This window comes from Streptomyces sp. NPDC088387 (assembly GCF_044753385.1).
Taxonomy (GTDB): Bacteria; Actinomycetota; Actinomycetes; order Streptomycetales; family Streptomycetaceae; genus Streptomyces.
In genome coordinates this window covers 391,387-403,867 of the sequence record NZ_JBIVNC010000005.1, presented here as the reverse complement: position 1 = coordinate 403,867, position 12,481 = coordinate 391,387, and the positions used below count along the sequence as shown (strand labels likewise).

The 12,481-nt window shown below is 72.9% G+C and carries 10 protein-coding genes; 8 read left to right on the top strand and 2 right to left on the bottom strand.

What is annotated here, in order from left to right; genetic code table 11:
- Positions 1 to 52: 52 nt before the first annotated feature.
- Positions 53 to 1,429 carry a cation:proton antiporter gene (locus tag ACIQAC_RS16495; protein ID WP_402191441.1) on the bottom strand — a complete coding sequence of 459 codons (1,377 nt, stop codon included), beginning with the start codon at positions 1,427 to 1,429 and terminating at the stop codon, positions 53 to 55.
- A 165-nt stretch (positions 1,430 to 1,594) separates the two neighbouring features.
- Here ACIQAC_RS16495 and ACIQAC_RS16490 point away from each other — a divergent pair, with 165 nt between their 5' ends.
- The 6 genes from ACIQAC_RS16490 (at position 1,595) to argF (ending at position 8,402) form a co-directional block, all read left to right on the top strand.
- Entirely contained in the window at positions 1,595 to 2,752 is a 1,158-nt protein-coding gene (locus ACIQAC_RS16490) for an alpha/beta fold hydrolase (protein ID WP_402191439.1), read from the top strand.
- The gene (locus ACIQAC_RS16485) at positions 2,749 to 3,864 is read left to right on the top strand and encodes a caspase family protein (RefSeq protein ID WP_402191436.1); all 1,116 of its coding nucleotides are present in this window, start codon (positions 2,749 to 2,751) and stop codon (positions 3,862 to 3,864) included. Before ACIQAC_RS16490 ends, ACIQAC_RS16485 begins: the two co-directional genes overlap by 4 nt.
- A 101-nt stretch (positions 3,865 to 3,965) precedes the next feature.
- A complete protein-coding gene (locus tag ACIQAC_RS16480) occupies positions 3,966 to 4,193 on the top strand; it encodes a hypothetical protein (protein ID WP_402191434.1) in 228 nt (75 codons plus the stop codon).
- A 76-nt stretch (positions 4,194 to 4,269) separates the two neighbouring features.
- Positions 4,270 to 5,961, top strand: coding sequence for an HEXXH motif domain-containing protein (locus ACIQAC_RS16475; protein ID WP_402191433.1), 1,692 nt, complete (start codon positions 4,270 to 4,272; stop codon positions 5,959 to 5,961).
- 80 nt (positions 5,962 to 6,041) lie between these two features.
- Entirely contained in the window at positions 6,042 to 7,265 is a 1,224-nt protein-coding gene (locus tag ACIQAC_RS16470; protein WP_402191429.1) for an arginine deiminase, read from the top strand.
- Positions 7,266 to 7,394: 129 nt separating this feature from the next.
- Positions 7,395 to 8,402 (top strand): ornithine carbamoyltransferase, encoded by a 1,008-nt coding sequence (argF, locus tag ACIQAC_RS16465; protein ID WP_402191427.1) that lies wholly within the window; start codon positions 7,395 to 7,397, stop codon positions 8,400 to 8,402.
- Between the two features lie 42 nt (positions 8,403 to 8,444).
- Here argF and ACIQAC_RS16460 read toward each other — a convergent pair whose 3' ends face one another.
- Positions 8,445 to 8,897 (bottom strand): ATP-binding protein, encoded by a 453-nt coding sequence (locus ACIQAC_RS16460; protein ID WP_402191426.1) that lies wholly within the window; start codon positions 8,895 to 8,897, stop codon positions 8,445 to 8,447.
- A gap of 366 nt (positions 8,898 to 9,263) precedes the next feature.
- On the opposite strand from ACIQAC_RS16460, the gene ACIQAC_RS16455 reads away from it, so the two are divergent.
- Together ACIQAC_RS16455 and ACIQAC_RS16450 are read left to right on the top strand one after the other, a co-directional pair.
- Positions 9,264 to 10,091 carry an enoyl-CoA hydratase family protein gene (locus ACIQAC_RS16455; RefSeq protein ID WP_402191424.1) on the top strand — a complete coding sequence of 276 codons (828 nt, stop codon included), beginning with the start codon at positions 9,264 to 9,266 and terminating at the stop codon, positions 10,089 to 10,091.
- Between the two features lie 2 nt (positions 10,092 to 10,093).
- Positions 10,094 to 12,460 (top strand): bifunctional salicylyl-CoA 5-hydroxylase/oxidoreductase, encoded by a 2,367-nt coding sequence (locus tag ACIQAC_RS16450; RefSeq protein ID WP_402191766.1) that lies wholly within the window; start codon positions 10,094 to 10,096, stop codon positions 12,458 to 12,460.
- Positions 12,461 to 12,481 lie beyond the last annotated feature (21 nt).

Below are 12,481 nucleotides of genomic sequence, written 5' to 3'. Positions count from 1 at the left end.
CGGGTCGGCGTGGTTGTCCGCCGCCGGCGGTGACCGTCGCCGACGCCCCGGTTCAGCCCGCTTCCCGGACCTGTGCCGGGACCGGGCCGCCCACGGCGGCCGGGTCACCCACCGTGGCCGGGGTGCCGGGCGCGGGCGGGGCTTCGGGCGCGGGCGGGCCGACGGGCGCGGGCGCCGGGGACGGTGCGGCGCGGCCGGCCCGTGTCGCCTGCCGTCGTACCAGATACAGCAGCGGCTGGGTGAAGAGTGTCGTCGCCAGGGCCATGAAGACCAGGACCGTGTAGAGCGGAGTGCTCAACAGGCCTGCCTGGAGGCCCGCGTTGAGGGCGATCAGCTCGGTCAGGCCGCGTGCGCTGAGCAGTACGCCGACCGTGCGGGCGTCGTGCCGGTCCAGGCCGCCGAGCCGGGCGGCGAGGGTGCCGCTGCCGACCTTGGTGACCACGGCCAGGACGGTCACCACCGCGAAGGTGATCCAGCCGGTGCCGTCGATACCGTTGAGCACCACCGACTGCCCGGAGATCACGAAGAAGAAGGGCAGCAGCAGGGAGCCCACGTCGTGCAGGGGCCGCACGAGCTCCGGGTCCAGGGTGCCGCCCTCCTCGCGGGGCACCACGATCCCCGCGAGCAGCGCACCGAAGATGACATGCAGCCCGATGGTATGGGTCACCCACGCCGAGCCGAGCGCGAAGCCGATCAGCAGCGCCAGCCGCAGCGACGGCTCCACACGGGGACTCCACAGCAGCCTGCGCAGCAGCGGCCGGGCGAACAGCAGCATCAGCGCGGTGAAGGCGACGGCGATCGCGGCCCGCCACGGCCAGGCCGGCGAGCCGTGCCCCTCGGTGTCCAGCAGCGCCCCGGCCAGCACGGTCCAGCCGATCACGTCGAGCAGCCCGGCGGCCGTCACGGCGACCACACCGGGCACGGTGGGCGCGAGCCCGTTCTCCCGCACGATGGCCGTCAGCACCGGAACCGCCGTTATCGACAGGGCGACCCCGAGGAACACCACCATGGCCGGCGACAGCTCCCGGGGCATCCCCAGCTCGTGCAGCCAGCCCTGGAACAGCAGCGCACAGCCGCTGCCCACGGCCATCGGCACCGCGAACGCTGCCAGCGCCACCCCCACCGCGGACCGCGCCCGCGCACCCAGCACCTTCAGATCCAGCTCGTAGCCCACCGCGAACAGGAAGACCACCAGCGCGAACTGCGCGAACCCGGTCAGCGCGGGCCCGATCTCCGCCGGGAAGAGCGCGTCGTACGCCTCCGGAGCCAACAGGCCCAACAGGGACGGACCGAGCGCCATACCGGCCAGCAACTGGCCCACGATGTACGGCTGTCCCAGCCGCCGGGCCAGCCAGCCGCCCGCGTGGGCGGCCACCAGGATCAGAGCCGATGCCCCCACCAAGTGCGCGATCAACGCGTCCGGGCTCATCCCTGTCTCCCCGCTCTTTCAGTTGTGCGGACCGGTCGTCCGGCCGTGGGCCCGCCGCGCAAGTTCCGCGCACCCCCGGTCGCGTGACCTCAACGCTCGTAGAATAAAGCGGAATTGACGTCGCACGGAGAGTCGTAAACGCGACTCCGGCAGGGTCACGGGGGCATGATGACAGCGGTCGTCCTCATCCATGGGACAGGTGTGCGCGAGCCGGGCTTCTCCGCGCTGGCCGGGCGCGTGGCCGCGGGTTTGACGCAGCTGCGGGGCGATCTGCGCATCGTGCCGTACTACTGGGGAGGCACCCACGGGGCCGTTCTCGGGGCGGACGGCGCGAGTCTGCCGCCGGACGGTGGTACTTCCCGAAGTCCCGACGACATCCCCCGGACGGAGGACGTCTGGGCGGCGCTCTACGCCAACCCGTACGCGGAGCTGGCCCACGCCGCCGCCGTCGCCGGACCCGAGACCGAGCGGCCACCCGGGTTCGTCCCGCCGGAGGAGCGGCTCCGCGCCCGGCTGACCACCCTCGCCGCCCAGGGGGACGTCCCCGCCGCCGAGCTGGGCCCCGGGCTGGCCCGCGCCGCCGCCGAACTCGCCGCGCACCCGCTGCTCGGCCCCGCCGCCGAGTCACTCGCCCCCGACGGACTCGCCGAGGCCGCCGCCCGCTCCCTGACCGCCCGGATCGTCGCGGACGCGCTGGACTCCGACGCGCCCCTCGTCCCGGTCGGCGACGTCCGGGACGCCGTCACCGACCGACTCGCCGAACTGCTCGGCGCACCGCCCCGGGGCACGGAGCGGGGTGTGCGCTCCCTGCTGACCCGGACCGCCGGCTCCGTCGCCTCGCGTGCCGTGCTGCGCCGCCGCCGCGCCCTCACCCAGGCCGCCCACCCCGCCGCCGGTGACATCCTGCGCTACCTCAGCCGGGGCGCCGCGTTCCGCGCGGACCTGCGCGACCTGGTCGCCGGTCTGGAGCCGCCGGTCGTCCTGCTCGGCCACAGCCTCGGCGGCATCATCGCCCTGGACACCCTGATCTCCGAGCCGCTGCCCGCCGTACGCCTGCTCGTCACGGCCGGCTCACAGGGCCCGTTCCTCTACGAGTCCGGGTCCCTGCCGTCGCTCGAACACCCCGAACCGCTCCCGCCGCACGTCCCCGACTGGCTCAATCTCTACGACCCCCAGGACCTGCTCAGCCATCTGGCGGAGGGGCTGTTCCCCGGCCGCGCCACGGACATCGCCGTGCACAGCCGCCAGCCCTTCCCCGCCTCCCACAGCGCCTACTGGACCAACCCCGAGGTGTACCGGCACATCGTGGACCGCATGCCGTGACGGGAACCGATCCGACCCGGGTGCACGCGCTGATCGTCGGCATCGAGCAGTACGACGCGGGCAGCGGCTGGGACCTGCCGGGGCCCGCCCGCGACGCCGTACGCCTGCACGGACTGCTGCGCGACGCCGGTGTCCCCGCGGAACAGTTGCGGCTGCACCTCGCCCCGCTGCCGCCGTACCGCCCCGGCATCGCCCACCGGCCGGCCGACCACGCCACGCTCCGGCGGGTCCTGGTCCGTGAACTCGCCCTGGCACAGGGTGACGTGCTGTGGGTGTGGTGGGGCGGGCACGGAGTGCTCGACCGGTCCGGCCATGTGCGGCTGTTCTGCGCGGACGCCACCACCGCCGACAAGGTCGGGATCGACCTGGACTCGGCGCTCGACCGGTACGCCAGTGACGCCGTGCCCGGCCTCGCCGAGCAGTTCTGGGTGGTGGACGCCTGCGAGACGTTCGAGGAGGCGCTCGCCTTCCGGGACCCGCTGCCACCGGCGCAACTGCCCGTCGGCAGGCGCACGCTCGCACACCGGCAGACGGTCCTGCGCGCCGCGGGGCGGGGCCGCGCCGCCGCCAACGACCCCGTACGCGCCACCGGGTTGTTCTCCGACGTGCTGCTCGGCCTGCTCCCCGGCCTGACCCCGGCGCCGCCCGCCCCGCCCGACCCCGAGGAGCTGTTTCCCGCCGTCCGCGAACGCCTCGGAGCCCTCAGAGAAGAGGGCCGTACTCTTCAGCATCCCGAGATCCGTCTGCGCAGCCCGGAGCGCACCGAGATCCTGTCGCCCGCGGGACCACCGGCGGCGCGGCGCGACGTCTCGCCCCTGGTGCGGGCCGTCGACGCGCTGCTCGCCTACTCGTTGATGAACGACCCCGTCGAACGGCAGCTGGTGGTGGCTCAGTTGGGCCCCGACGTCACGGGGACGCTCCCTCGTCACCCCAAGGCGCGTACGGAGGCCGCGGGCATCCTCAACCACCTCCGCCGGTACCGTCCCGCCGCTCTGTGGGAGTTGTACGACGCCGTGGTCGCCCTGGACGACGATTCGCGGCGGAGGCATGAACTCGCTGAGGCGCTAACGGAGTTGGAGACACCGAAGGAGGGCCGTCGCGGCCCCGGATGATCGGGTGGCGTGATCGTACGGTTTCAGATGTGGGCATGAATGGCCATGATGGAACAGGACACGGGGCATTGCGTGCCACCGTCGAGAAGGGGGACCGCATCTTGCTCGAGCCACCCGCACAGCACGACGCCGAGGCCGCCGACCGCGGGCCCGTCCCCGTGGCGGGTGCAAACGTCTGGGAGTCGGACCTGGCCGATCTCGCGACGCTGCCGCTCACCGCGGTGGACTCCCTGACCCCGCTCCGCCCCGAGGCGCGCCAGCTCGCCGACGTACTGCGCTCACGCGGCAGCGTCAGAGGCGGCGAGCCGCGGCCTCCCCGGGCGGTCTGAGGAGCCCGCCCACCCGCCGGCAGCGAGCCTGCCGCGGGGTTCTCCCATGCCCGCCCACGACCGGAGGTCCCCGGGAATGACCAGCGAGCCGCATCCCGCACCGTTCCGCATGCCCGAGCGGCTCTTCGCGGAGCTGGCCACCGGGGGCGGCTCGGCCGAGGCCGTGGACTTCCTCGTCCGCGGGGAACGGGCGCGGCGGCTGCTGCTTCTGCGCACGCTGCTCGACCGGCTCGAAGCGGTGCCGACGCCTCTGACGCCGGCCGCCGAGGCCTGGCGGATCGTGAAGGAGGCCGCCGAGCGGGCGCCCGAGACGGTGGAACGGCTGCTGCTCGCGCCCACGACCGGCGGCTGGATCGCCCACATGCTGCGCCGGGTGCACGGCACGGCGACGGGTCCGCCGCTCTGGGCGGAGGCGGGACACCTGTGCGCGCTCGCCGTCAGCGCGTCCCTCGGGTCGGGCACGGACGCCGAGCTGAGGGTCGCCCTGACGGACGGCGCCCTGTACCTGCCGGGCCTGGGCCTGGCCCGACTCCCGCCCGGCGCACCCGGCTGGACCATCGCCCACGCCCACACCCACGCCGGCGAACTGACCCTGAAGGGGACGGGCCCGGCGCGGGGCGGTGCGTCTCGGTCCGTTGTGCGGTGCCGGCCGGGGACCGGCGACGTGGCCGCCGATCCCGGTGCCGCCGCCCCCTGGCTTCCCCTCCGCACCCTCACCCACTCCACCCCCCACGGCCCCGTCGCCATCCCGCTCGACGACCTCGATCCCTACCGCGACCTCGACGACCCGGTACCGCCCGCCCGGCTGGACCCGGCCGAGGCCGGGGCCTGGCAGTCCCTGTTCGGGGAGGCCGCCGCGTTCCTCGCGGCGCCGGGCGGCTCCGGCCCGGGACGGTTCGACCCCGCGTGGATCCGGGCCGTCGTGCCCTGGGGGCGGACCTCCCGCACCCCGCCCGCCCCGCCGACCGTGCTGGTCTCCGCGTCCAGCGGCGACTCCTTCGGCGCGATGCTGATCTCCCGCCCGGCCACGGCGCTCCCGCTCGCGGAGGCCATGGTCCACGAGTTCCAGCACAGCAAGCTCGGCGCGCTGCTGCACCTCTTCCCGCTCGTCGACGACGACCGCGCCGAGCGCTACTACGCGCCCTGGCGCGGCGACCCCCGCCACCTCACCGGCCTGCTGCACGGCGCCTACGCCTTCACGGCCGTCGCCGGTTTCTGGCGGGACCGGATGTCCGACCCGGTGCACGCCGACACCGCCGCCTACCACTTCGCGCTGCGCCGGCTCCAGAGCCGGCTTGTCGTCCGCACCCTGCTGACCAGCGGCCGGCTCACCGCCCCCGGACACCGGCTCGTCACGGGCCTCGCCCGCACGCTGGACGACTGGCTCCGCGAACCCGTCCGGCCGGCCGCCCTGACCCGCGCCCGTACGGCCGCCGCCCTGCACCGCACCGAGTGGCGGCTGCGCAACGTCCTGCCCGGCCCGCGCGAGGGCCACCCCGCGCTGCGCGCGGACCGGCATCCCTGGCCCGACCGCCGTACACACGCCTTCGCGACCGTGTCCGCCGGCCCGCGCACCGCCGACGACCATCTGGCCGCCGCCGACCCGGCCACCGCCCTGGACCTGTACCGGGCGGCCCTCGACCGGGACCCCGCCGACCCGCACACCCTCGCCGGCTGGATCGTCGCCCGCGCCGCCCTCGCCCCGGGTCAGGCCGCCCGGCGGCTGCTGGCCCGTCCGGAGCTCCTCCAGCCCCAGCCGAGCGGCTGACCGGCACCGATCGCACATCCGCCGGGCCCGCTGTCGCTGAAACGTGGGTGAACGTCTGCCCGAATGGTCAGGATGGAGGCATGGCATACCACGTCGACTCCGAGGCCGGGCGGCTGCGCCGCGTCATCCTGCACCGGCCCGATCTCGAGCTCAAAAGGCTCACCCCCAGCAACAAGGACGCCCTTCTTTTCGACGACGTGCTGTGGGTGCGCCGGGCGCGCGCCGAGCACGACGGGTTCGCCGATGTGCTGCGCGACCGGGGGGTCGCCGTCCATCTCTTCGGCGATCTGCTCACCGAGGCCATGGAGATCCCGGCGGCCCGGACGCTCGTACTGGACAGGGTCTTCGACGAGAAGGAGTACGGGCCGCTCGCCACCGACCACCTCCGGGAGGCGTACGCGTCCCTGCCCGCCGCCGAACTGGCGGAGGCGCTGGTGGGCGGGGCGACCAAGCGGGAGTTCCTGCGGGCCCATCCCGAACCGACGTCCGTGCGCTTCCACGCCATGGAACTGGACGACTTCCTGCTCGGCCCGCTGCCGAACCACCTGTTCACCCGGGACACCTCCGCGTGGATCTACGACGGTGTCTCCATCAACGCGATGCGCTGGCCGGCCCGGCAGCGCGAGACCGTGCACTTCGAGGCGATCTACCGGCACCATCCGCTCTTCCGCGACGAGACCTTCCACGTCTGGTCCGAGGGACAGGCCGACTACCCGTCCACCATCGAGGGCGGGGACGTCCTGGTGATCGGCAACGGGGCCGTGCTCATCGGGATGAGCGAGCGGACCACCCCGCAGGCCGTGGAGATGATCGCGCACAAGCTGTTCGCGGCCGGCTCGGCCACCACGATCGTGGCGCTGGACATGCCCAAGCGGCGGGCGTTCATGCACCTCGACACGGTGATGACGATGGTCGACGGCGACACCTTCACCCAGTACGCCGGGCTCGGCATGCTCCGCTCGTACACCATCGAACCCGGCGTCGGCGACCGCGACCTCAAGGTCACCGACCACCCCCCGGAGCACATGCACCGGGCGATCGCCGCGGCGCTCGGGCTGAGCGAGATCCGGGTGCTGACCCCGCTCCAGGACGTGCACGCCGCCGAACGCGAGCAGTGGGACGACGGCTGCAACGTCCTCGCCGTCGAGCCCGGCGTCGTCGTCGCCTACGAGCGCAACGCCACGACCAACACCCATCTGCGCAAGCAGGGCATCGAGGTCATCGAGATCCCGGGCAGCGAGCTGGGCCGGGGGAGAGGCGGGCCGCGCTGCATGAGCTGCCCGGTGGAACGGGACCCGGTGTAGCCGGGAGACGGGGCCGGGACCGTGGCTGGGGCGGCCGGGGCCGGGGGCGGGCGCCGGGCGCTGTATAGATTTACTACTGGTCGTATAGACTTCCAATAGATCACTCGTCGTAACGACCTTGGAGCGCCCATGGCGACCGTCCCGACCGCCCTCGCCGGCCGCAGCTTCCTCAAGGAGCTCGACTTCACCCGGGAGGAGTTCCTCGGGCTCGTCGAGCTGGCCGCCGAGCTCAAGGCGGCCAAGCGGGCCGGGACCGAGACACGGCGGCTGACCGGGAAGAACATCGCCCTGATCTTCGAGAAGACCTCGACCCGCACCCGCTGCGCGTTCGAGGTCGCGGCGGCCGACCAGGGCGCCTCGACGACGTATCTGGACCCGTCCGGCTCCCAGCTCGGGCACAAGGAGTCCGTGAAGGACACCGCCCGGGTCCTCGGCCGCATGTACGACGGGATCGAGTACCGGGGAGACAGCCAGAGCGCCGTCGAGGAACTCGCCGCCCACGCGGGCGTGCCCGTCTTCAACGGCCTCACCGACGACTGGCACCCCACCCAGCTGCTCGCCGACGTGCTCACCATGACCGAGCACTGCACCAAACCGGTCGCCGGGATCGCCTTCGCCTACCTCGGCGACGCCCGCTTCAACATGGGCAACTCCTACCTGGTCACCGGCGCCCTGCTCGGCATGGACGTCCGGATCGTCGCCCCGAAGGCCTACTGGCCCGCGCAGCCCGTCGTCGACCGGGCCCGCGCGCTCGCCGAGAGCAGCGGCGCCCGGATCACCCTCACCGAGTCGGTGGCGGAGGGGGTGCTCGGCGCCGACTTCGTGGCGACCGACGTCTGGGTCTCCATGGGCGAGCCGAAGGACGTCTGGGACGAGCGGATCGCCGCGCTCGTGCCGTACGCGGTGACCATGGACGTGCTGCGCGCCACCGGCAATCCGGACGTGCGGTTCCTGCACTGTCTGCCGGCCTTCCACGACCTGGGCACCAAGGTCGGCCGCGAGATCCACGAGCGGCACGGACTGGACTCGCTGGAGGTGACCGACGAGGTGTTCGAGTCGGCCCACTCCGTCGTCTTCGACGAGGCGGAGAACCGGCTCCACACCATCAAGGCCGTGCTGGTGGCGACACTGGCCTGAGCCGGTCCCGGTCCCGGTCCCGGTCCCGGGCGGGCGTCCGGGTCAGGACGGACGCCACTGCGGCGGTACGGCGGGCAGGGTGAACCACACCGCCTTGCCGGACTCGGTCGCGCGGTGGCCGCAGGACGAGCTGAGGGCGCGGATCAGCAGCAGCCCGCGCCCGTGTTCCTGCCACGGATCGGGTTCACGCTCCGGCGGACGGGTCAGATCACCCGGCGGCGCCGGGTCGGGGTCGTGGACCTCGACCTGGCAGCCGGTGGGCAGCAGCTCCACAACGAGTTCTATCGGGGCTTCGCCGGTGGTGTGCTCCACGGCGTTCGCGACCAGCTCCGCCGTGAGCAGCTCGGCCGTGTCGCAGTCGGCCCCGTGCTCCAGCTCGGCCAGCGCCGTACGGACCAGCGCCCGGGCGACGGGCACGGCCGCGGCGGAATGCGGCAGCGCGATCCGCCAGGAGGCGGAGGCGGAGGGGCGATCTTGCAAGGCGAGTCCGTTCATGGCGCAGGCATCCCTGAGGTGGACATCAGGCGGTCCTGCTTTCAACTTGAGGAATGGTACGGCGCTCTCCATCAGGGCCGCATGGTGGGCGACGCCGGGACCTTTCGGGCCCCGTCATCGGGCGACTTACCCCGGTGAACGCCCTGTCTCTCACGGTGGATCCCACTGTTACCGCGTTATTGACGACTCATGGAGAAGCGGTGACGTGCCGTGCGCTCCGTGCCGGCCCGGATGCCCTCCGTGATCCCCGTCCGGTTTCTTCCCCGCGCAGGCGTATAGCGCACCTATGACGGTAGTCACGAATGGGTGATAACTTGGTGGGGACGAGCTCAGTGAGGCAGTGCCCGCCCGAGGAGGCCGCACGTCATGAGTCCATTCACCGGGTCCGCCGCTCGCACCCCCCGCTGGGAGCATCTGCGCGTCGAGCACACCGACGGCGTCGCCACCGTCACCCTCGCCCGCCCCGAGAAGCTCAACGCCCTCACCTTCGGCGCCTACGCCGACCTGCGCGACCTGCTCGCCGAGCTGTCCCGGGAACGGTCCGTGCGCGCCCTGGTACTGGCCGGCGAGGGCCGCGGGTTCTGCTCGGGCGGCGACGTCGACGAGATCATCGGCGCCACCCTGGACATGGACACCGCCCAGCTCCTGGACTTCAACCGGATGACCGGACAGGTGGTACGGGCGATCCGCGAATGCCCCTTCCCGGTGATCGCCGCCATCCACGGGGTGGCCGCGGGGGCCGGCGCGGTCCTCGCCCTCGCCGCGGACTTCCGGGTCGCCGACCCCACGGCCCGCTTCGCGTTCCTCTTCACCCGCGTCGGCCTGTCCGGCGGCGACATGGGCGCCGCCTACCTGCTGCCCCGGGTCGTCGGCCTCGGCCACGCCACCCGGCTGCTGATGCTCGGCGACCCCGTCCGCGCCCCCGAGGCCGAACGCATCGGCCTGATCAGCGAACTCACCGACGAGGGCAGCGCCGACGAGGCCGCCCAGACCCTGGCCCGCCGCCTCGCCGAAGGCCCGGCCCTCGCGTACGCCCAGACCAAGGCCCTGCTGACGTCGGAACTCGACATGCCCCTGGCGGCATCGATCGAACTGGACGCCTCCACGCAGGCCCTGCTGATGACGGGCGAGGACTACAGAGAGTTCCACGCCGCCTTCGCAGAAAAACGCCCCCCAAAATGGAGCGGACGGTAGAGATGCTCGAAGCCAAGGGGACCGGGCCAACCCAAGGGGCGCGGGGAACTGCGCGACCAGCCACGACGATCCCGCACCCGCCGACGGCGAAAGACCACCCCCCGCGTATCGCGATCATCGGAGGCGGCCCAGGAGGCCTCTACACCGCGGCCCTCCTGAAACGCCTGACGCCCACACGCGAAGTGACCGTCTGGGAACGCAACACCCCCACGGACACCTTCGGCTTCGGCGTAGTCCTCTCGGACGAGACCCTCGGCGGCATAGAACACGCCGACCCCGTCGTATACGAGGCCCTCCAGAACCACTTCACCCGCTGGGACGACATAGACATCGTCCACAGAGACACCCGCCACACCTCCGGAGGACACGGCTTCGCGGCCCTGGGCCGCAGACACCTCCTGGAGATCCTCCACACCCGCTGCCACGCCCTCGGCGTGGAACTCCGCTTCCGGGAACCGGCCCCCGCCCCCGCCGTCCTGGCGCGGACACACGACCTCGTCATCGCCGCCGACGGAGTCAACAGCACCACCCGCGACGCCTACGCGGACGTTTTCCGCCCGCACATCACCACCCACCGCTGCCGCTACATCTGGCTCGCCGCGGACTTCGCGTTCGACGCGTTCCGCTTCGAGATCGCCGAGACCGAGCACGGCGTGATGCAGCTGCACGGCTACCCGTACGCACCCGACGCCTCCACCGTCATCGTGGAGATGCACGAGGACGTCTGGCACGCGGCCGGCTTCGCGGAACTCGGCGAACACGAGTCCGTCGAGCGCTGCGCGAAGATCTTCGCCGAGGCCCTCGGCGGCCGCCCGCTGCGGTCCAACAAATCGGCCTGGACGACGTTCCGTACGGTCGTCAACGAGCGCTGGTCGCACGGCAACGTCGTGCTGCTCGGCGACGCCGCGCACACCGCCCACTTCTCCATCGGCTCCGGCACCAAACTCGCCGTCGAGGACGCGCTGGCACTCGCCGCCTGCCTGGAGGAACACGCCGACCTGCCCGACGCCCTCGCCGCCTACGAGGCCGAGCGCAGACCCGTCGTCGCCTCCACCCAGCGGGCGGCCCGCGCCAGCCTGGAGTGGTTCGAGGACCTGGCCCGCCATCTCGACCAGCCGCCACGCCAGTTCGCGTTCAACCTGCTCACCCGCAGCCGCCGGGTCACCCACGACAACCTGCGGCTGCGCGACCCGCACTTCACCGAGGCCGTCGAGCGCGAGTTCGGCTGCCCGCCCGGCACACCCCCGATGTTCACCCCGTTCCGGCTGCGCGAACTGACCCTGCGCAACAGGGTCGTCGTATCGCCCATGGACATGTACTCCGCCGCCGACGGCCTGCCCGGCGACTTCCACCTCGTCCACCTGGGTGCGCGGGCGCTCGGCGGCGCCGGCCTGGTGATGACCGAGATGGTCTGCGTCAGCCCCGAGGGGCGGATCACGCCCGGCTGCGGCGGCCTCTACACCGACGAGCAGACCGGGGCGTGGCGGCGGATCACCGACTTCGTGCACGACCGGGCGCCCGGCACCGCCATCGGCGTGCAGCTCGGCCACAGCGGGCGCAAGGGCTCGACCAAGCTGATGTGGGAGGGCATGGACGAGCCGCTGGACGAGGGCAACTGGCCGCTCGTCGCGGCCTCGCCACTGCCGTACAAGCCGTACAGCCAGGTGCCCGAGGAACTGTCCGCGGCCGGACTGGCGGACATCCGGGAGCAGTTCACCGCCGCCGCCCGGCGTGCCGCACTCGCGGGCTTCGATCTGCTCGAACTGCACTGCGCGCACGGCTATCTGCTCTCCGGCTTCCTCTCCCCGCTCACCAACCGGCGCACCGACGCCTACGGCGGCCCGCTCGACGCACGGCTCCGCTTCCCACTGGAGGTCTTCGACGCCGTACGGGCCGTGTGGCCCGGGGACCGGCCGATGACCGTCCGGATCTCCGCCACGGACTGGGCGGAGGGCGGCACGACCGCCGAGGACGCGGTGGCCGTCGCGCGGGCCTTCGTGGCGCACGGCGCCGACGCGATCGACGTGTCCACCGGGCAGGTCGTCGCGGACGAGCAGCCGGAGTTCGGACGGTCGTACCAGACGCCGTTCGCCGACCGGATCCGGCACGAGACCGGCGTTCCGGTGATCGCCGTCGGCGCCATCTCCTCCTGGGACGACGTCAACTCCCTGATCCTCGCCGGGCGCACCGACCTCTGCGCACTCGCCCGCCCGCACCTCTACGACCCCAACTGGACGCTGCACGCCGCCGCCGAGCAGGGCTACGACGGTCCGGGCGTCGCCTGGCCCGACCCGTACCGCGCGGGCAGCCGCCGCCCGCAGACCGGCCGGATGGACGCGCCCAAACCCCGGCTCAAGCTGAGGCGTTGACCTTCAGTCCTACGACGTTGA